The 20,700-nt window shown below is 57.2% G+C and carries 17 protein-coding genes; 8 read left to right on the forward strand and 9 right to left on the reverse strand.

Translation table 11 applies throughout. From position 1 onward, the window contains the following. Positions 1 to 45 precede the first annotated feature (45 nt). Entirely contained in the window at positions 46 to 1,638 is a 1,593-nt protein-coding gene (locus QMG40_RS04770) for an AAA family ATPase (protein WP_283528417.1), read from the reverse strand. Then, positions 1,635 to 2,276: an SAF domain-containing protein gene (locus QMG40_RS04775; protein ID WP_283528419.1), complete on the reverse strand. Its 642-nt coding sequence runs from the start codon at positions 2,274 to 2,276 to the stop codon at positions 1,635 to 1,637. Before QMG40_RS04775 ends, QMG40_RS04770 begins: the two co-directional genes overlap by 4 nt. Before the next feature lie 316 nt (positions 2,277 to 2,592). Here QMG40_RS04775 and QMG40_RS04780 point away from each other — a divergent pair, with 316 nt between their 5' ends. Further along, positions 2,593 to 2,811 carry a helix-turn-helix domain-containing protein gene (locus tag QMG40_RS04780; RefSeq protein ID WP_283528420.1) on the forward strand — a complete coding sequence of 73 codons (219 nt, stop codon included), beginning with the start codon at positions 2,593 to 2,595 and terminating at the stop codon, positions 2,809 to 2,811. 107 nt (positions 2,812 to 2,918) lie between these two features. Here the strand turns inward: QMG40_RS04780 and QMG40_RS04785 are convergent, their stop codons facing one another. Then, entirely contained in the window at positions 2,919 to 3,479 is a 561-nt protein-coding gene (locus QMG40_RS04785; RefSeq protein WP_283528422.1) for a hypothetical protein, read from the reverse strand. Positions 3,480 to 3,663: 184 nt separating this feature from the next. Between QMG40_RS04785 and QMG40_RS04790 the strand changes: the two genes are divergently transcribed. After that, positions 3,664 to 4,446: a LysM peptidoglycan-binding domain-containing protein gene (locus QMG40_RS04790; protein WP_283528425.1), complete on the forward strand. Its 783-nt coding sequence runs from the start codon at positions 3,664 to 3,666 to the stop codon at positions 4,444 to 4,446. Between the two features lie 67 nt (positions 4,447 to 4,513). Continuing rightward, complete coding sequence (locus QMG40_RS04795; RefSeq protein WP_283528427.1) at positions 4,514 to 5,086, forward strand: Rv3235 family protein; 573 nt, start codon at positions 4,514 to 4,516, stop codon at positions 5,084 to 5,086. 80 nt (positions 5,087 to 5,166) lie between these two features. Here QMG40_RS04795 and secA read toward each other — a convergent pair whose 3' ends face one another. Then, positions 5,167 to 7,962 carry a preprotein translocase subunit SecA gene (gene secA, locus QMG40_RS04800; RefSeq protein ID WP_283528429.1) on the reverse strand — a complete coding sequence of 932 codons (2,796 nt, stop codon included), beginning with the start codon at positions 7,960 to 7,962 and terminating at the stop codon, positions 5,167 to 5,169. 292 nt (positions 7,963 to 8,254) lie between these two features. Between secA and QMG40_RS04805 the strand changes: the two genes are divergently transcribed. Both QMG40_RS04805 and QMG40_RS04810 read left to right on the forward strand, forming a co-directional pair. After that, positions 8,255 to 8,689 carry a MarR family winged helix-turn-helix transcriptional regulator gene (locus QMG40_RS04805; protein WP_283528431.1) on the forward strand — a complete coding sequence of 145 codons (435 nt, stop codon included), beginning with the start codon at positions 8,255 to 8,257 and terminating at the stop codon, positions 8,687 to 8,689. A gap of 107 nt (positions 8,690 to 8,796) precedes the next feature. Further along, positions 8,797 to 10,026 (forward strand): MFS transporter, encoded by a 1,230-nt coding sequence (locus QMG40_RS04810; protein ID WP_283528433.1) that lies wholly within the window; start codon positions 8,797 to 8,799, stop codon positions 10,024 to 10,026. A gap of 135 nt (positions 10,027 to 10,161) precedes the next feature. Here QMG40_RS04810 and hpf read toward each other — a convergent pair whose 3' ends face one another. The 5 genes from hpf to mtrA form a co-directional block, all read right to left on the reverse strand. Beyond that, complete coding sequence (gene hpf, locus QMG40_RS04815; RefSeq protein ID WP_283528435.1) at positions 10,162 to 10,851, reverse strand: ribosome hibernation-promoting factor, HPF/YfiA family; 690 nt, start codon at positions 10,849 to 10,851, stop codon at positions 10,162 to 10,164. 125 nt (positions 10,852 to 10,976) lie between these two features. Next, positions 10,977 to 11,912: a ComF family protein gene (locus QMG40_RS04820; protein WP_283528437.1), complete on the reverse strand. Its 936-nt coding sequence runs from the start codon at positions 11,910 to 11,912 to the stop codon at positions 10,977 to 10,979. 229 nt (positions 11,913 to 12,141) lie between these two features. Further along, entirely contained in the window at positions 12,142 to 13,917 is a 1,776-nt protein-coding gene (locus QMG40_RS04825; RefSeq protein WP_283528440.1) for an LpqB family beta-propeller domain-containing protein, read from the reverse strand. Beyond that, on the reverse strand, positions 13,917 to 15,878 hold the full coding sequence (gene mtrB, locus QMG40_RS04830; RefSeq protein WP_283528442.1) for an MtrAB system histidine kinase MtrB: 1,962 nt from the start codon (positions 15,876 to 15,878) through the stop codon (positions 13,917 to 13,919). Before mtrB ends, QMG40_RS04825 begins: the two co-directional genes overlap by 1 nt. Positions 15,879 to 15,912: 34 nt before the next feature. Further along, the gene (mtrA, locus tag QMG40_RS04835) at positions 15,913 to 16,587 is read right to left on the reverse strand and encodes an MtrAB system response regulator MtrA (RefSeq protein ID WP_283528444.1); all 675 of its coding nucleotides are present in this window, start codon (positions 16,585 to 16,587) and stop codon (positions 15,913 to 15,915) included. Between the two features lie 873 nt (positions 16,588 to 17,460). Between mtrA and QMG40_RS04840 the strand changes: the two genes are divergently transcribed. The 3 genes from QMG40_RS04840 to QMG40_RS04850 are packed head-to-tail and all read left to right on the forward strand — an operon-like array spanning position 17,461 to position 20,621. After that, positions 17,461 to 18,630: a DUF7847 domain-containing protein gene (locus QMG40_RS04840; RefSeq protein WP_283528446.1), complete on the forward strand. Its 1,170-nt coding sequence runs from the start codon at positions 17,461 to 17,463 to the stop codon at positions 18,628 to 18,630. A 12-nt stretch (positions 18,631 to 18,642) separates the two neighbouring features. Further along, positions 18,643 to 19,317 (forward strand): DUF4129 domain-containing protein, encoded by a 675-nt coding sequence (locus QMG40_RS04845; protein ID WP_283528449.1) that lies wholly within the window; start codon positions 18,643 to 18,645, stop codon positions 19,315 to 19,317. Then, on the forward strand, positions 19,314 to 20,621 hold the full coding sequence (locus QMG40_RS04850) for a DUF4350 domain-containing protein (protein WP_283528451.1): 1,308 nt from the start codon (positions 19,314 to 19,316) through the stop codon (positions 20,619 to 20,621). The genes QMG40_RS04845 and QMG40_RS04850 overlap by 4 nt, the downstream gene beginning before the upstream one ends. Positions 20,622 to 20,700 lie beyond the last annotated feature (79 nt).

Raw genomic sequence — 20,700 nt, forward strand, 5'->3', positions numbered from 1 at the left:
CCGTGAAAGAGTTAAGACCGCCTCTTTGCGATCCTCCCACTGAGCCTAGCCCTGATATTCAACCCTTGCTGTGGCTTTTGCTACAGCAATTTTCAACATTCGTTGGTCAGCTGCACAATCCATGTCGGCAATGGCGAGACGCAAGGGCGCTTCTGCGGCGATCTCTTGTAAAAGACGGCCCTCAAGAAGTGCTTTGTCCGTGAGTTCAGGATCCCATGGCAGAAAATGCTTGATGCTCTGGGCTGGACCAAAACGTTCCCACGCTTGAGCCAACGACTTCTCTGGATTCCCACCCACCGCTTTGCGCCGCACCTTATTAGCCACAACACGCACCTCAACGGCCGGATAATTTTGCGCTAGTTCGCTCAGCCCGCGGATGAGCCGCGGAATTCCAATGGGATCGCTGTTGCCCACCGCATAGACCAGATCCGCCTGCCCCAAGACCGTCAAAGTGGCCGCATTACGCCTCGGAGCCACAGTGTCATAGCTAAGCTCCTCGTCATTTTCCAGCGAGAAACCACAATCTACAATGACCAGGTCCCAGAGTTCGCAGGCCAACCTCAGAACACGAGCCACCGCTGCTGCCCGCAATTCCGGCCACCTATCAGCCCGGGTCAGCCCCGTCAGCAGTGAGAAGGTACCTCCGTGAAACACCACCTGTGTTGCCGTTTTAGCCAAGTCTGCCAGGGTCAGGCTCCCTTGGTCAGCCGCGCGGCAGGCGTGGGCGAAGGACGCGGCCTCATCCAGCAGTCCCAGGGCCGCTGCAACGCTCGCCCCGTAGCTGTCCGCATCAATCAGCATCACTTGCCGTCCCGAAGCAGCCTGTTCGGCTGCAAGGTTGATGGAGATAGTTGTCCGGCCGGGAGATCCAATGGGACCCCACACGGCCACCAGTGTCCCAGGGCCGGAACCCTGCTCCGGCGGTCCTTGCACAATTGTTGCTTTCCGCCGCCTCAATTTGCGTTGCTTTACTTCGGTGGCGTCTCTGACTTGCTCCACAATGGCTCCACCGCGTGTGGCTCCACCGCGCGGCTCCGCACCGCCATGTCCAGGACGCAGGCGCTTGGCCGCCGAAGACTTTTTCTCTACTTTTCTTGTTTCTGCCGCGGCATTTTCCGGGCTGCCGCTTGGGACCTCGCCGGCGTGGTGAACAGCGCCGCTGGCAGGTTCAGCGTCAAGTACGGCTCCGGGTGGGGCCGTGGGGAACGGTAGCTGAGAGCCTAAATCCTGTTGGGGAGCCAGTGCGGTTACCTGTGCCGGAACAGAAAATCCCGAGTACCCGGGATGCTTACGTCCCTCAAGGGCACTGTGAACAACCGTCAGCAGTTCCTGGGCCGTGACCTGTTCGGTGACGACCGTGGCCCCTATGCTACGCAAGCGTTGAGCCTCTTCCGATGAGAGGGCCACAGCGACAATACTGACCCCCACTGCCGTGAGCCGGTCAACAAGTGTTGCCGAAAGTTCGCTGGAGAACGCGGCTACAACCGCTACTTGCGCCAGGCCACTTTGGCAGGCGGCAAGAAGCTCCACCAACTCTGGACAACGCCGCACTATCCGCAGCTCATGGTGCTGTTTCATCAGTTCATCAATGACGCCACCGGCTGTGTCCCCCACCGCAACCACGGTGATCACGCTCATGGGGCAGCCCCAGGATTCCATACCACTGCAACTTTGGCTTTATTGGCTACCGCCCCCAGAAATTTAGGCATCTGCACATCCGTGACGAGCACCATCAGTTGCATGTTCTTACCGGATCCCAACGAGGAAGATGAAACGTTTAGGGCGGCAACCTCCGCACCGGGCAGCATGAGCACCGGCGGCTGGTAGCCGTTTCTTTCATCCGGTAAAGCAACCCAAACGTCCACGCGGGAACCAACAACCACTTCCTTGGGCAATGGCTCATCGATTGTGACTGAGGCGGGCTTGCGGTCAAGTGCGTCTGTGTTCCCAATGCTGGAGCGGGAAACAAGTTCGCCCTTGGGCACCATGCGGATGGCTACGGCGCCCTGGTCAAGTACTTCGTTGGGGTCAAGATACTTACCATCTGCGTCACCGAGCTGAACCTGCACAATGGTCAGCGACTCTGCCGTGACTTTTTGTCCCACAACCAGGACGTCTGTGGCCACGTAAGCCGGCACTGTCTTTCCTGCGCTCGTGACCAACGCCACCACTGACACCACGGAGGCCAGGACCAGCAGGATACCGATCATCAGTCGCGGATCTTTCCAGGACGGCTTGGTCAATCGAGCGGACGAGCTCTGCGTCTCCATAGCCATCGACTCTCCACTTGAGGAACCCGTCGTCACGTTGTGCCTACCCGGCCGGTTCAAGACCGACGGTTCAAGACCGCCATTTCAGGACCGCCATTTTCACATCAAATGTGGGCAGCCACGTGAGCACTACTGCCGTTTACTATTTGTACCGCCGATCAGCTCGCGTAGATAGCCCCTGTGCTGAAATGTTCTGCTTCTGTGGATAAAGCAGTGGCATGGAGCTAGTTTTTCCGTACCTCCCCCAAGTACATAACGACTGATTTGATGTCTATTAGCGTCGAACCTCGTCAAATAAGGTCAAAAGGTGGACAATGGTTCCATGCCCCGATTCCTAACACTGGCCGACGTTGCCGAACAGCTGCAAATCTCGGCCGCTGCATGCTACGCACTCGTGCACAGCGGTGAACTACCGGCCTTCCAGATAGGTGGCCGCGGACAATGGCGCGTGGATGAAGCAAAATTTGAGCAGTTTATTGACGATCGCCATGCCGCCGCCCGTGACATGCTGGCGGCTGATAGTCCGCCACGAACCAGCTAAATCCCACAGCTAGTGTGCTCTTCGAGCGAGGTCAGGCGCTCTCCGGTGGTATCACAGGCCACACGACAAGCCACACGACATGGCCGGTGAGTGCATTGAGTGGGAACTCAAAACTGATCCTCCGTTGAGGACGTCACAGTCACCAGCGCCGCCAGGGGCACAACCACACTCCCCTGCTTGTTCCCACGTTCCCGACTCACGCCGTCGGTCAATTGCATCAGCTGTACATAATCCGCACCCACTTGGTCCAAGACACCGCGTAAGTTCACCGGGCGTCTGCTGTCCACATCAAGAACAACTGATGAACGGTTTCTGGCAAGAATACGCAGTGCAGCTGCCAAGGTAAACGGAACCTTGGATGAAGCCTTACCGCGTTGGGCACCTACACCCTGCACGCGCAGAATCTTAGCCAAGGGCACCAGAAGGGAACGGTTGCCTTCCGTGAGCAGGGTCCACTGCGGCTCCACCCTGCGCACAACTCCGTGAACCGTTATGCCATGACACATCAGAACCGTCAGTTGAACGCCTATGCCACCACGCAACGCCTCAGCCAAAGTTAGCTGTGAAGCCTCAACTCTCGCCAGTTCATTGATGTGCCGTTCCATTTCCTGCGCCGTGGCCGCGTGCATCTGGGTTTCGAAATCACCAAAGAGTAAATCCCATCGCATGGCGCCACGTTAGGCGCGGCTACCCAATCAGTCAACCCTTCGACAGCGGGCTTGCAAGCAACTTTCCACAAACCCTGCCCAAGCTATAGACATTTGAGCTCTAAATAAGTCAAAATGACTTACACACCCTCAAATAGTGTTAAACACCATCAAATGAGTTCAAAGTAGATTAAAGAGATGCATCATGAGAAGAGAAACTGTCGCAGACCTAACCATGGCCGCCGCAACCCTCTTTCTGGGCGCCTCGTTGGTCTTCAGTGGCCATTCGCTTTTACGGCTGCATGGGAACAGTGGCGGGGTAGCCTCCCCGCTTAACTTCTCCGAGTTGTTGGGTTTGGCTGGTGCAGGCTCAGGGATACTCCTACTTTGCTGCTGGTTGTTTGGCTTCGTCTGCGCGTGCATCTGCGGTGCCGCCCATGTTCTGGGCGCCGCCAGACTCGCCGCATTCACGGCGGCCTGTTCGCCAGCCTTCATGCGGCGGCTCATTATTGCCATCATGGGATTAAATTTGTTGGCTGCACCCCTGGCTGGGGCTGCCGAGGGCCCAGGAGTTGATCCTCTCTGGCATGCTCAAACTGTAGCCACCTCGCCGTCACTTAGTACTGCACAGCCCCCGAGTGCGCCCGCTCCACCCGTGGCACCCCAGTGGACTCCCCAGGCACCAGCGATTGGTGCTGACCTGCTCATGAGACCAACAACCCGGCAAACTCCCGTATCACCACCGATAGACAGCAACGAAACCGGGTCAGAAGCACCACCTGGCGCAGGTCACGAGGCCAGCAACAGCAGCGATGTGGTTGTAAAAAGTGGTGACAGCCTGTGGAGCATTGTTTCCAAGGCACTGGGACCGTATTCAAATGATGTCGATGTGGCACTCGCCTGGCCTGCTTGGTACAGGGCCAATGAGGCAACTATTGGGCCAAACCCCAACATCATCCATCCGGGCCAAATACTCCACGCACCATAATCCCGCCGATCCCGAAAAGCCCCAACCTCTGAACACAAGTGTCCTCACCACCGCAAAGGAGCACCACGTGAGTACCACCGCAACCTCATCACCGTCCAACCCCACGCTTTTAGTGGTTAAGCCCGTCAACACCATCACTCCTGGCACCGACGCTCTCAACGAAGGAGAGGTGATAAAACTCCCTGGACGGGAGGAACGTCTAAGACGAGCACGGGCAGTCCCAGACAGTGACACCTCAGGCGCCCTTGGGATACTGGATCCAGGAGGGGCAGAGCGGGCCGTTGTGGCCTCAATGTCATGCAAGGTAGCTCAAGCCGCCCTTGAAGTTCTCAGCGGTGCCCGCTCCGTACAGCAACTGGCCCGGTGGCTAGATGCCCTGTGCCTTAACGCCTTGGCAACCCGTGCACGGCTGCATGCCGAAGCCCAAAAAGCTGAATGCCGTCGCCAGAGCCACGCACCAGAGAACGTTCATATGCTCCATCACCAGCCCCAAGTCCATTCGGTGCATTGCAGTGCCGTCTCGCCTGGGATCTTTGAAACTACAGTGGTGATCGCCGACAAGACGCATTTCCGAGCCATCGCCATGCGGTTCGAACTCTTGGGTGGGCTGTGGAAAGTGACTGCTTTGCAGATTGGCTAGGGAAAGATCCCCACATCAACCACCTGCCTAAAACAAGAGCCAGACGCGTTGGCGTCTGGCTCTTGGCAAAGCGATGGGGACTAGCGCTTTTTCTTCTTCTTGTTGTTGTTTTTGTTCGCCGGACGCGTGGCCGACGGCGGCAAGCCGCTACCACGGCGCTCAATATGCGTTTCGGCTTCACCTTCCGCATCCGGGCCACTGAACTGCAGCTGCGCAGGCTTCTCAGGTGCTTGAAGCCCAGGAGCGGTGATCCGGGGCGAACTCTCCTCAGCGGCCTCGGATGAGTCACTGGCAGTGCCTGAGCCTGCGGAGCCCACCCGACCCATCAATGCCGAGGGTGCCTCTTGAACAAGACCAACGCTTGCTTCCGGAGCGTTCTCCACCTGAACTTCAAGGTTGAACAGGAAACCAACGCTTTCCTCGCGGATGCCGGCCATCATGGACAGGAACATCTCGTACCCTTCGCGCTGGTACTCAACAAGCGGGTCACGCTGAGCCATGGCCCGCAACCCGATACCTTCTTTGAGGTAATCCATCTCGTAGAGGTGTTCCTGCCATTTACGACCCACCACAGAAAGCACTACGCGGCGTTCAAGTTCACGCATGGTCGATGAGCCCAGGGCGGCTTCGCGCTCCTGGTAGGCAACCTTGGCATCACTGAGCAGCTCAGTTTTGAGAGTTTCAGCTGTGATCCTGCCCTCGCCACCGACCTCTTCAGCGATCTCATCCACTGACACGCTCACCGGGTAAACGGTTCGAAGGTTGCTCCAGAGAGTTGAGAAGTCCCAATCACCGGGATGGCCATTGCTCAGCGCCGCGTCGATAATCTCATTGACGGTGTCCTCAAGGAAGTGTTGAACCTTCTCATGCAGGTCCCCGCCTTCCAGAATCCGGCGGCGGTCACTGTAGATGGCTTCACGCTGACGGTTCAGGACGTCGTCGTACTTCAAAACATTCTTGCGCTGCTCAGCGTTGCGGCCCTCAACCTGGCCTTGCGCGGAGGCAATCGCCTTCGATACCAGCTTGGACTCCAGCGCAACATCATCGGGCATGGACGATCGCGACATGAGGCGTTCGGCAGCACCGGAGTTGAACAAACGCATGAGGTCATCGGTCAATGAAAGGTAGAATCGCGACTCTCCAGGGTCTCCCTGACGTCCGGAACGGCCGCGAAGCTGGTTATCAATACGACGGGACTCGTGACGTTCGGTACCCAGAACGTACAGCCCACCGGCCTCAAGAACGGCCTCATGCTCGTCCTTGACGGCTAGCTTTGCTTCCTCGAAAACGTCCAGCCAGGCTGCCTCGTACTCTTCCGGAGTTTCTTCCGGGTCCAGTCCGCGAGCAGCCAGCTCAGCAATAGCGTTGAACTCGGCGTTTCCGCCGAGCATGATGTCCGTTCCACGGCCCGCCATGTTCGTGGCGACGGTGACAGCTCCACGGCGTCCGGCCTGCGCTACGATTGCGGCTTCACGGGCGTGGTTCTTTGCGTTCAACACCTCGTGCTTGACGCCAGCCTCTGCCAATTTCTTGGACAGGTACTCGCTCTTCTCAACGCTAGTGGTGCCCACCAAAACAGGCTGGCCCAACTCGTGACGTTCAGCGATGTCAGCGACAACCGCGTCAAATTTCACAACCTCGTTCTTGTACACCAGATCCGCCTGGTCCACACGCGACATGGGCTTGTTCGTGGGGATTGCAACAACCCCCAACGAGTACGTGCCCATGAACTCGGAGGCTTCGGTCTCGGCGGTGCCAGTCATGCCGGCGAGTTTCTCATACAGACGGAAGTAGTTCTGCAGTGTCACTGTGGCCAAAGTCTGGTTCTCAGCTTTGATCTCCACACCTTCTTTGGCCTCAATGGCCTGGTGCATGCCTTCGTTGTACCGCCGACCAGAGAGAATACGGCCAGTGTGCTCATCAACGATGAGGACTTCGCCATCCATGATGACGTAGTCCTTGTCGCGCTTGAACAGCTCTTTAGCCTTAATGGCGTTGTTCAGGAAACCAATCAACGGGGTGTTGGCGGACTCGTAAAGGTTGCTGATGCCAAGGTAATCCTCAACTTTTTCAATGCCGTCTTCGAGAACACCGACGGTGCGCTTTTTCTCGTCAACCTCGTAGTCCTCTTCGTCATTGAGGCGCAGTACAACTTTGGCAAACTCGCCGTACCAACGGTTGGCGTCTCCGGACGCCGGGCCGGAGATGATCAACGGTGTACGGGCCTCATCGATGAGGATGGAGTCCACTTCATCAACGATCGCAAAGTTATGCCCGCGCTGAACCAGCTCATCCTTGCTCCAAGCCATATTGTCGCGCAGGTAGTCAAAGCCAAACTCATTGTTGGTGCCATAGGTGATGTCGGCAGCGTACTGGGCACGGCGCACGGTGGGGTCCTGGTTGGAGACAATACAGCCGCTGGTCTGACCCAGGAACCGGAAAACTCGTCCCATCAGGTCTGACTGGTACTGCGCAAGGTAGTCGTTGACGGTAATCACGTGAACGCCTTTGCCCGTGAGCGCGTTTAGATACGCCGGTGCTGTTGCAACCAGGGTCTTACCCTCACCGGTCTTCATCTCGGCAATGTTCCCCAAGTGCAGGGCGGCGCCACCCATGAGCTGGACACGAAAATGGCGCAAGCCCAGTGTGCGGGAGGATGCTTCACGCACGGTGGCGAAAGCCTCCGGAAGCAGATCATCCAACGACTCGCCATCTGCGTGCCGGAGCTTGAGCTTGTCAGTTTCCTCGCGAAGTTCCGCATCGGTGAAGGTCTGGAAAGAGTCCTCCAGCGAATCAATGGCGTCCGCAAGGACATTGAGCCGTTTAAGCGTCTTGCGATCGCCTGTGCGAAGGACCCGCTCAAGAAGTGATGGCACGAAATTGCTCCCAATCTATTGCTGCCTAAAAGTAGCGTGTTCAGTCTACGTGAGAAGATGCAGGCTAATCTGCCAGTTTTTGCTGTGTGGCACTCGGCAATACTCTCAGAGTTGGCTGGAATTAGTGGATTTGTAATCCTGCACGGCGCTAATTTCTCCCCCAGCGGAACCTTCAGCCGTGCAACTTGGGCATCTTTCTCACCAAGCCGGGAACTCGAGCAACACTCGATAGTGCTTGTTTCGCGACACAAAACTTGACTCTTAGGTAGCCTAACTATTAGGCTACCTAAGTATGAGTAATAGTGAAGCTTTGGATTTAGCTGCCCGCTACCGGGAAATACTGCGTCAGGCAGTTTACGTAGTGCGCGCCATAGAAGCTGACGGGGACTTAAGCACAAGCCAGGTCAGCACACTGAATATGCTTGCCGGTCAGCCACTGCGGGTCAGCGATATTGCCCGGAACGCTGGCATTCGCGTTCCCAGCGCAACGGAGCAAATCACCAAACTCGCCACGAACGGTCTTGTGGAGCGGACTCCCAATGATCATGATGCCCGTGTAGTGGAAGTTCGGCTCACCACTTTGGGCAGGCACAAATTAGAGGCCGCAAACCTGCGGCGCAATAAGGAAGTTGCCGCAGCATTTGCGTTCCTGCTCCCCAGTGAACGTCAAGCGATCGACAGGGCTATCCCTGCCATTGCCAAACTCAACGAGGCTTTATCCCCCTGAGCAAGTGGCCTCCCCGCGGAGCTTGACCGGCGAACAACGAATCCGCAGCAACAAGTACTAACAAGTACTAACAAACCACCATTGCCCTCAACAAACTAGGAGTAGAAGTGCAAGCGAACACGGCAGATACAACTGCCAGCGAGAAGGAATTAACGCTCACGAAAGAAAAGCAGTCCATGCTTCATCAGCCCAAAGCGGTGTGGGCAGTTGCCGGAGCATCGGTGTTCGCGTTCATGGGCATTGGCCTCGTTGATCCCATTCTGCCCGCCATTGCAGAAAATCTGCAGGCCACCGCCAGCGAAGTTTCGCTATTGTTCACCAGCTACTTCCTTGTTACTGCCATCGCCATGCTGGTCACAGGCTTTGTGTCCTCACGGCTAGGCGGCAAACGTACCCTCCTACTGGGTTTGGGAATTATTGTCATCTTCGCTGGTCTCTCAGGGTTATCTGACACCGTCGATGCACTGGTTGGCTTCCGCGCCGGCTGGGGTTTAGGAAACGCGCTCTTCGTAGCAACAGCCCTGGCAGTCATGGTGGGTGTGGCTTCCGGCGGAGCGGCAACCGCCATCATCTTGTATGAAGCCGCCTTGGGTCTGGGCCTGTCACTTGGCCCGCTGATGGGAGCCATGCTAGGTGGCTGGCAGTGGCGAGCACCGTTCTTTGGCACGGCTGCGGCCATGGCCGTGGCTTTCATTCTCATCATGATCCTGCTTCCCAAAACCCCAACACCAGCCCTGAAAACCAGGCTGCGCGACCCGCTTATTGCCTTGGGCCACAAGGGCCTACGGACAACAGCCGGCAGTGCCTTGTTCTACAACTACGGATTTTTCACAATCCTGGCGTTCGTGCCCTTCATCCTAGGCTTTGACGCCTACGGGATTGGTGCGGTGTTCTTTGGGTGGGGCGTGGCCGTGGCCGTGTTCTCAGTTTTCGTAGCACCGATTGTGCAGCGTCGCTTCGGGGCCGTGGGCGCATTGACGGGTTCGCTGATTGCTCTGGCAATCATTTTGCTTGGCCTGGCTCTTGCAGCCGGACACTCGGTGAACACAGTAGTAGTTCTCACAGTTGTTTCCGGTGCCCTCCTTGGAATCAACAACACCCTGTTCACAGAAATGGCCATGTCCGTTTCCGACTCCCCACGCCCTGTGGCTAGCGCCGGTTATAACTTTGTGCGTTGGATGGGTGGGGCGCTGGCACCGTTCCTGTCCACCAAGATCGCCGAATACACCAACTCTTCAATCACGTTCTACACGGCTGCCGCCATGGTGATTGTCAGTGCTGTGGTCATTGTGGCAGGACGCAAATATCTCATCGCTCACGAACCGGCGGGCATCTGAGCGCACCACAGTTGGTTTAGTTTTCTGCCTTAGCAAGTACGACGCCGGCACTAAAGGTGGGAGTGGAACCCCGCCTTTAGTGCCGGCGTTGTATTTTAGTGCTTCACTTCTTCAAAAAATCTTCAACCAAATTACTTAGACGCGGGCTGGCTCATCGGGTGAACGGTACGCGGAGATTTCCTCGGCACCCTTGGCGTTGTCATCGAGGGAAATGACACCGTAGGTCCAGCCTTTACGGCGGTAAACCACAGAGGGAATGCCCGTTGCGGAGTCAACGAAGAGGTAGAAATCGTGACCCACCATTTCCATGTTGTCCACCGCGTCATCAAGGGATAGTGCCGTTGCTGGGAATACCTTGCGCCGGATCAAGACGGGTGAATCGCCTGCAGGGATATCATTTTCGATATCGTAGGGCGACTTTTCTGCGACTGGCTCCGCAGGTGTTTGGGCGTAGATCGGTTCGGAACTGCTCACGGGAACTAGTGATGCAGTAGCCTCGCTGACTGACCTAACTCCGTGCTTGCTGTGGTGGTCCGTCTTCTTGTCTTTGGCCTTACGGAGCCGCTCAAACAATTTTCCGTAGGCCAGATCAAACGCTGCAAACTTATCCGATGCGTCGGCTTCAGCCCGGATCACGGGGCCACGGCCAAGAACCGTGACTTCAACAGTGAGTGGAGCATCTGCAGCTTTGTTTTCCTTGGAAACCTTCACATCGACGCGCTGAACCTTGTCGGCCAGCTGTTCGATCTTCCCGAGCTTCTCGCTAGCGTATTCGCGGAAACGATCCGAAACACTCAAGTTGCGGCCGGTGATCATGAACTCCATGGTGCCCTCCAAACATCTTCGGTGACACGGCGGCCGGCTAGCAATCGGTGCTGCAAACCGACCTCCGACGGGCGGTTTCCTCTTGAAGAGGTACCCGTTTACTTACGTTAGTTCACCGTCCGGTTTTATTCATCTTTTACGACCAAACTATTTTCGGCGAGTCCTTTCGCTCCCACGTTTTTGGAGCCGTAATCCGGAGCCCGGGCCGCTGCCAAAACTACCGCCATACGCACCTTCAAGCCCGCTTGTTCTAGTGTTCTAGCCGCTTCACGAAGAGTTGAACCAGTAGTGAGCACATCGTCAACAAGCACCACCCCCTGGCTCCACGGATTCGCTGATAGCCGAAATTTGCGGCCACCTCCGCGGCGAATTTTCATCGTGTTACGGACGTTGCGCCGACGCGCCGCCCGCCCTAGCCCTTTCTGGTGCCGTCGGTGCCACGGGAGTTTTGCCCTAATACCCAATACCGGGGCAATGACCACTGCCGGCGGCACTCTGCCCTCTCGCACCATCGATTGCAGTAGCAGGGCTACAGGGTTATAGCCTCGGCGCCGCCAACCACTTCCCGTGCTGGGGATCGGAACCAGCCACAGCTGCCCCGGAGAATTCCCCTTGGCAAGTATTGGCTGGCACGGGGCAATGTTCCCCAACGCATACCAGAGTCCTCGTGCCAGACACCGGCTCAATGGTGCGCGCAATTCCGTTCGGCCATGATTTTTGTAGGCCAGGATCGCCGCCGCCAATGTGTCCCTGTACTCACCGGCAGCAACCACGGGGAGTTGGCAATCACCCAACACGCTCACAAGTGCGTCAGCGGCGTCCTCGGCCCTGAATGGTGAGGCCGTTTGGCGACGCAGCGCACTTGCGCAGGCGGGGCACAGGGAGTGATCTTCACGCTCACAGACAACACACTCGGCGGGCAAAATCAGATAGAGAAAATCTCTCCATGCCACCCCGCACCACAATAAGCACCGTAGCCAACGCGAGGTAGCGCGCCCCTTATGTGTCACCGGAAGCGGCGCCAAGCCCAGTTCTTGCGCACCTTGGTAGTTACTATCCATAACAACATCGTGGCCCTGCCAGAGCCTTCAGGAAAGCTACCCGCTATCCTTTGTGGACCACTCACTCCCCACGCACGGCTGTGGGGGAATTGGTGGCTGATGCGTTCTTCGCATGCAGGGTCACCTCCTCCAATTCCTGCACTTCCGAGCCGCCGAGCCGCCGAGCTGCAGAGCCGCCCACCTACTCAGCGACTCAGCGACTCAGCGACTCAGCGACTCAGTTACTCAGCTACCCGGCAAACGACGCCTGCCTGAGGTCCTTCGCTATCAGATCCCAGCTGCTGGAGACATTTGCGAAGTATCCGGCGGCCGATTGTGCATGGATGTTCCGCAACCCTGAACCGGCGGTGAGCCATTCAAGGCCCACCAGTTCGTCCAGTTTTTGCGGGCCCCGGGCTAGATCGAGGATCTCGATGGTCACCGGATCAGCGGCCGACGGCGCCATCACAGCCACGCTGGACTCTCCCGTCCACACACCCAGGCTTGGTGTCCCGGTGTGCGGCAGGTTCAGGGGTGGAGTTAGTTCCTTCGGGACATCTCCAGATTTGAAAATCCCCGTGATACTGACCCGGCTTACACCGTTCGACTGGGAGATCACCAGCGCTCTTGTACCGTCCCGTGAAATCCGCAGGGTGCTCACTTCCTGACCAACCAACCAAGGAACGCGCAGTAGGACAGGGGGACCCATTTTCCCGTCGTCGTTCGGGTTAATGGCAATCACATCGCCGGAGCCGTCCCCGGCAGCTGACCAAAGCCAGCCGTTGGGAGCAAAGGATGGCGGTGTCAGCGCCACCCCCGCAACGGCAACAACGGGCTGTTGACCTGGCACCACCGAGTAAATCTGGTTTCCGGCGCTGGACTTGAAAGCAAATTCCTTACCCGAATAGGAAATTGCCGGCGTTGCAGGCGCCAACGCAGCCACCGAGACCATCCCTGGAATCGGTGCTGCCTTGGTGCCGTTGAAAGTGACAAGCTCATTTTTGGCCAGTGCCACCTGAGTGGTTGATACCGAACTATCGATGACCATGGCGCTGAGATCATCGGTAGCACCGCCCATGTCCACTTGTCTGTCATCGGCCAAGAATTGCACCTCAGTGACTGTGTTCAGACTCTTTTGCAGTGTCACCAAAAGCTGTTCGTGCATTTGTTGGCGCTGCTTCACGCTGGTGTCCAGTAGCGCCTTTGCGCTCAGCCCCACCTTGGCCAGACCGTTGTTCACGGGCACAGAATCCCGCTCAAGGGAGATTCCGTTCGGAAAAGCACTAACAACCGCGCCACGCAAATAGGGTGCCGGGCCGCTAAGCATGGCCTTCACGATGGTGGTTGTGGTCCGTGAAGACCTGCTGACCAGCCACCGAATATCCGGCACTCCATAAGTGAAGGTGGGGTCGTAGAAATAAAGTGCCAGCGGGCTGAAAAGTGTTTCAAAGTTCGCTTGAGTCAGACCCACGCCGTCGGGGGCCTCGGAAATGCGCCACTGGCCATCAACCTGCACCAGCTTCATATTCAAACTCTCTGTGGCACCCTCTTTAGCCGGGGTCAGCACACCCGTGGCATCCACAGTTGAAACTACATCAAATGTTAGGACAAAAGTGTCTTTCTCCGCCCCCGGGGATACCGAGAATGTGTCCTTGTAGACAAGGGTGCTCTTATCAGGCGCCCAGGACTGTGCAAGCTTCGGTGCCAAATACTGCCGCGCCACCTGGAAATCATCGGTGATACCGGTACCGGATTCAATGAAGCCTCTAACTATGCTCTCTTGGGAAGCGCCATCCCCGGGGGCAAATTGTTCAAAATCAATGTAAACGGAGTTATTGCGCGGCGTCAACGGATCGCTCTTGCCCACCGGGCCGTGGGTGGGAATGGTTGCGCAGCCCGCCATGGCCAGGAGCACGACGACGGCCATCACCCACCCCGCAGCCAGCCAGTGCCGCCTCGGTACGGCTCCGTATCGGCGCGATTTTAGCCGGGGGTCCGGTTGGAATGAGTTCAAAAAACGGGTCATCACAGCTCTTCTGCCTCCGAGTTGGAGCTCCCTGAACCGGTCCGTTCAGAATGGCCCAGCTCAGTCTTGTGTGCCTGTGAACTACCAATGGATACATGCCCGGAAGGCGGCTTCAAGGCACCCAGTGCTCCAACAACACGCATGGCCCCGGTTTCGGTGAGTACCGGCCCGGTGGCCAGTGATACCGAATAACCGGCTCGTCCACCGTCAGGGGGCAAGGGGACAGGAGAATGGTCCAGTACGTAGCCTCTGCGTCGCGGAAGCGTCAGCCGGAAGCACGAACCTTCACCCGGTATGCCCCACGCGTCAAGCCAACCATCATGCAATTTCGCATCCTCCATGGCGATCGAGAGACCCAACCCGCTCCCTCCGGTGGTGCGAGCTCTCGCAGCGTCGGCACGCCAGAACCTAAAAAATACGTGTTCAAGTGAGGACGGCGACATGCCAATGCCGTAGTCCCGCACGGCGATTGCGACGGCGCTCTCATCCGCAGAAACAAAGATCTTCACCGGTTTACCTTCGCTATGCTCCACGGCGTTCAGCACCAAGTTCCGCAAAATCCTATCAATTCGGCGAGAGTCCATTTCAACCACACACTTGTGGTTTCGCAGACGAGTCACAACGGAAAGTTCCGTTGAATTAGCCTCTGCCACCGGTGTTGCACCGTCAATGACAGAATGGATAACCGAGAAAATATCCAGCGACTCCACGTCTAGATCTGCCACGCCGGCGTCAAAGCGGGATATCTCCAGCAAGTCAGCCAAGAGCAACTCAAAGCGCTCAACCTGATGGAAAAGTAGCTCGGACGAGCGTTTGTAGATGGGCTCAAACTCATCACGAGCATCAAAGAGCACCTGTGCCGCCATGCGGACAGTTGTCAAAGGGGTCCGCAACTCATGAGAAACATCCGAGACAAAACGCTGCTGCATCTCCGAGAGTGTTGCCAATGCCACGATCTGATCCTGTAGGGATGTGGCCATCTTATTAAAAGAGGTTGCCAGTCTGGCCATCTCGTCTTCACCCTTGACGACGAGGCGTTCTTCCAGCTCGCCGGCAGCCAATTTCTCAGAAACGGCCGCGGCCTGGCTGACCGGGTTCACCACCGTACGAGTCACATACCAAATGATCACACCAATAAGTATCAGCAGGATGCCGCCTGCCAACCACAACACGGACTGGATGTAATCCAATGTCACTTGTGCGCTGTTCAGGTCATAGATCATGTACAACTCGTAGTTGGTTTTTAACAGCTCAACCTGGCCGCCTACAACCACGGCTGAATGCACCCCGGAGCTGCCAGTGGGCAGTGCTATCGATTGCCAATATTGGCCATCTGGATCAGCTTGGACCGACGCTCGCAACTCGTTGGGAATGATGGCCGTGGTCACCCCGCCGGAGTCAGATGACACCACAGCCAACTTACTGTTTTGGCCAGGGATTTTAGCCAATAAGTACTTGCGGTTGTCATCCGCGCCACCCACTTCGAGCAGCTTCAACGTGTCCTTGACCAGTGTGGCAACTCCGGGCTGGTCGCTCACACTTGCATTGGAAAATTCCTGCTGCACCTGGGTGACACCCCGGGCGGATTCATGTTGAGCCTGCGTGAGGCGTTCTTTGAAAAGTCCATTGGAGATCTGCCCGGCAAGATAACCTCCCACTCCAACCACCGCCACCGAGGCAATGAGCAACGTGGTAATCACTGTGCGGAACTGAAGCGATGTGCGCCAACGCTTTGACCAGGCACGACGAAACTTCTTTGCCAAGGACCACAGGACCCCTCCTGCCGTACGCAGGCCAAGCCCAATTTTGCTCATAATCATGTGCAGCTGATTCTCAAGGGGTGTTCCAGAAGAGTTTTTGGGCGCTGCGGTGCCATCGTTTTGCCTACCAGTTTCAGCACTGGGTGGGGCTTCCACAGGAGGCTGCATAACGGCGTCGTTCCTGCCCTGGTCTTGACTCATAGTTAGCTCACCGACGGCGCATGAGCGTCAGCGCTTAATTCCCGGCCTTGTAGCCCACACCACGAACGGTAAGAACTACCTCGGGGGCTTCCGGATCACGCTCGATCTTGGAGCGCAGACGCTGCACATGGACGTTGACCAGCCGAGTGTCCGCTGCATGCCGGTAGCCCCACACCTGTTCCAACAACAGCTCACGGGAGAAAACCTGCCAGGGCTTGCGGGCAAGCGCAACTAAGAGGTCAAACTCAAGAGGGGTCAGCGAAACCTTTTCACCTGCCCGGTGAATCGAGTGCCCTGCCACATCAATGGTGATCTCACCGATTACCAGCGTTTCAGGAGCCTTGACGTCCCCCGGGCGCAGCCGTGCACGGACACGAGCAACCAGCTCAGCGGGCTTGAAGGGTTTGGCGACGTAGTCATCGGCACCTGATTCAAGACCGCGGACAACATCAGAAGTGTCAGATTTGGCCGTCAGCATCACTATAGGCACATCCGATTCGGCACGAATAAGCCGACACACTTCTATGCCGTCCATTCCGGGCAGCATCAAATCAAGCAAGACCAAGTCTGGGTTGCTTGCTTGGAATACCTCAAGTGCTTTTGTTCCGTTAGCGCAAAAAACGGGGTCGAACCCGTCATTGCGGAGCACTATCCCGATCATTTCGGATAGCGCCTCGTCATCGTCAACAACTAAAATGCGTGCCTTCATACCTCTATATTTGCCTATTACCTTCGCAATGTCCCCATCGGCGCTCCACCGGGGGTGTCACTTCTCGATTTTTGGGTCCATATTTCCTGGTTTTGGCAGCGCTTGCGTATCCTTGCTGTCCACTAACTTTTCACCCACGTCTGCCAGCACAATGAGACGTGGGGCCCATGTTCTTTTAGGCCTTTGCCGCAGCTTCGGATTTGGCCCGGTTGCGCTGAGCCGTGAACGGGTCCTGAAAGGGCAGATCGGCTCGGCTCCAGTACCCAAACGGCTAAATTTTTTCCAATACCTAGGGTATTCACAGAACATATTTGGCTGTTCCCGATAGGGTTTGATGATGGACGGGGCAGAACAACGGGCTTCTTGGCCGGTGATCGCGGTGACACACGCAATCAAGCGGTAAAGATCAGCAGTTATTCGCGCCACCGGAGTTTTAACGGGGGAATCTTTGAGGGGAACATGATGCCACAGGAACCACAGCAGCCAGAGAGCGGGCCAGAGGGCCAGAGCCCCCAGCCGGGACAGTCACCGCCGCCTCCCCCGCTGCCGCCGCAGCAGCCGCAGCAGTCTCAGCAGCCTCAATGGGGCCAATACTCTCAGCCCCAGCAACCCCAATACGGCCAGCAGGGTCAGCAACCGCCGCACCCTGGGCAACAGCCCCAGCAACCCCAGCAACCTCAATGGGGCCAATACTCTCAGCCTCAGCAACCCCAATGGGGCCAGCAGGGTCAGCAACCGCCGCACCCTGGGCAACAGCCCCAGCAACCCCAGCAACCTCAATGGGGCCAATACTCTCAGCCTCAGCAACCCCAATGGGGCCAGCCGCAGTATGGCCAACCCCAATACGGCCAGCCCCAGTACGGCCAGCCCGGTATGGCTCCCGGTTTCAACAATTATCTGCCACCGCCAAAACCTGGTGTGATTCCTTTGCGACCCTTGGGCCTGGGCGAAATTTTGGATGGCGCGTTTCAAGCCGCTCGCCGCAATGGAAAAGCCATGTTTGGCTCAGCATTAATTTTCCAACTTGCCACGGTTGCTGTGACGATGGCCGTCATGTTCATCATCTTCGGCCGTTTCATGACCGATATTTTCGATATGGAATCCAGCCTACAGAGCAACGATCCCGCGGCTATGGAAGCTCTGGGCGGTGGATTGCTCACGCTCTCGCTCTCTATGCTGCTCACCGGTTTCCTTGCCGTGCTGATCCAGATGGTTCTACAGGGTGCGTTGGTGGTACCGGTGCTGCGCTCGGTGTTGAACCGTAAAACCAGCTTCGGGCAAATGTGGCGCCTGACTAAACCACGAGTGGGCAGCCTACTTCTGCTGGCCGTCCTTTATGCGGTTGCCACCGTTGTGGCCGTTGCGGCCTACGCAGCAATCGTTGTGGGACTGATTGTGGCATTGGACCCCCAGGATTCGGGTTCAGCAATTTTAGGTGTCATTGCCTTGTCCTTACTGCTGAGCTTGCCGTTCGTGGTGCTGGCCGTATGGATTGGCACCAAGGTCCTGCTTGCCCCGGCCGCCATTGTTGTTGAAAATGTGGGTGCCATCGCCGGCATCAAGCGTTCCTGGCAGCTGACGAAGCGAAATTGGTGGCGGACCTTTGGCACCTCGTTTCTGGCCGCTCTCATCGCCGGCATCATTGGCGGGGTTATCACCACACCTGTGAGCATGCTGGTCAGCTTTGTCATGCCACTGATGCTCGGTAGTGAGCCCACCACCGATCAAACCATCACGGTGCTGCTCATTTCCCAGGCCCTAACAAGTATTGTCAGCGCGGTGGTTGGAGCGGTGACCCTGGCCTTCCAAACCGGTGTCATGGCGCTGATTTACGTGGACTTGCGCATGCGCCGAGATGGTTTTGACATTGCTTTGCTCAAGGAATCGGAAACAGGCAAGGACGACGGCGGAATCCCCGGTTCGCCTGTTCCTGGCGCTTTAGTGAGCGAAAACTCTGCCCCCTACGGAAATACAACGTACGGCAATTCAAACGGCACTACTGGTGTAGAAACGCCATACCAGCCCGGAAACTACGGATCGTAGGCAGCTTCCCCTATGGTCTTGACACTGCTTGGAACCGCCATGTGCGTGGCCGAGATTCCGGTGACCCCTGATGCCGAGGAGGCTCGGCGGTGGGCGCAGGATGAACTGGCTCAAAAGGTTTATCAGGATGCCAAGCCAGGGTGGGCAGAACAGCTCGCGGCGCTCATCACCAAAGCACTAAAGGAACTACTGAACAACGTCGGTGTTGCCAGCGGTCACACGGGCCTGGCCATTGTGGCCGGCCTGATAATAGTGGCCATTATTGCCATCATTGTTATCATCAGGCCCCGGCTCAATAGAAGAAATGCTGCCCAGGAGCCTGTCTTTGCCGATGTGCTCTTACTGACCGCCGAGCAGCACCGGACACTGGCACAGCATGCGGCACGTGAAGCGGACTTCAACACCGCCGTCACCGAACAGTTTCGGGCCATTGTTCGTGCTGCCGAGGAGCGGGACGTGAGCATCACCGCCCCAGGCCGCACAGCCGTGGAAATCATGGCTGAACTAATTCTGGCGTTCCCACAACAGGGCGGCCTACTGGGCCACAGCGCCGAACTGTTCAACGCCGTGCGCTACGGTCATGTGCCGCCCACGCGAGAAATGTATGAGGAATTAGTAGGCACTGACCATGCCGTCGCTCGGACAAAACCCTTATATTCCCGGGGATTCCAGGAGGCGCAGCTATGAGCGCCACCAAAGGAACCTACCGAACGGACACACCGCTGGACTCCGCCCACAGCGATCCGAGCGTGTTTCGTGCAGAGAGTCTCAGCACAGCTCAACGAGCAGGCCAATGGTGGAAGAAGTATAAATTCTGGTTGCTCTGCGCTGTTGTTTTCATTGTCCTTTCACTGCTTGGAGTCATTCTTGCCGGCACTGGCGAGCGTTCCTTGGGAACGCTTTCAATCACCAATCCCGCCCCAGCAGGAGCGCAGGCCGCGGCCTCGGTGCTGCGCAACCAAGGCGTCAATGTCACCTCTACTGCTTCCCTCACAGAAACCAACCTGGCACTGGCCGCCAATGGGAATGGCAACAGCACAGTGCTCTTCTACGATCCGAATAATCTCCTCACCCCCGAAAAAACAGCCGAACTCTCAGAATCGGTGCAGAGTTGGGGCGGAAAATTGGTAGCAATTACACCGGGCCCGCTAGCCGTGAAGAAGTTAAGTTCCGAGCTTTCCAGCACAGGCACAACGGCTGGCACGCCATCAGTTGCCGCCCATTGCACCAACCCGGCTGCGCTGGCTGCAGGAACCATTGACGGAGGTTCCCCTGCCACTGGATCTTTGGCCACTGGATCTCCAGCTAGTACAGCGAACGTTCCGCACCGCCTCTACACAGGCACCGAGACGTGTTTTAGTTCCGATGAACACAGTGCTGCAGGCGGCTACCTGGCGACCAACAGCTCAGGTGAGATCGCCGTGTTGGGTAATCCCGGCGTCGTTATTAACCAAAATCTTGCTAATCGTGGCAACGCTGCACTGACTTTCACACTGCTGGGAAGTACACCAAACCTGCTCTGGTACACAGCCTCCGTGCAGGACATTCCCGTGGCGAAGCAGCAGCCTTCGCTTTCCGAATTTACTCCCGAGTGGATCTTTCCAGCGTCAGCCTGGCTGCTACTGGTTGCCACACTTGGGATGCTCTGGCGTGGGCGAAGGTATGGGCCACTGGTGAGCGAGCCTCTTCCCGTCATTGTCAAGGCCTCCGAAACCCTCTCCGGCAGGGCCCGGCTCTACCAGAACGCAAGGGCTACCGATACGGCCGCGCGCACATTCCAGCACGGCACGCTAACCCGGTTGGCTCGCCAGCTCCGACTCGGTATTTCTGCTGACCCAACAGCCGTGGTGGAAGCGGTGGCCACCGCTACCGGGCGCAAGCACCAACAAGTGCATGCGCTGCTGCTAGGCGAAGCACCAACCACTGAAAAAGACATGTTGTCCATGGCCGTGCAACTCACGGCATTAGAGGAAGAAGTGGCACAGAGATGAGCCTTCCCAATCAGGAGTCCGCAACTCCGGCACCCATTCACGCAGCCCAGGAAATCCAAGAAGTCCACGAAGTCCAGCA

This window comes from Arthrobacter antibioticus, from assembly GCF_030063205.1.
Taxonomy (GTDB): domain Bacteria; phylum Actinomycetota; class Actinomycetes; order Actinomycetales; family Micrococcaceae; genus Specibacter.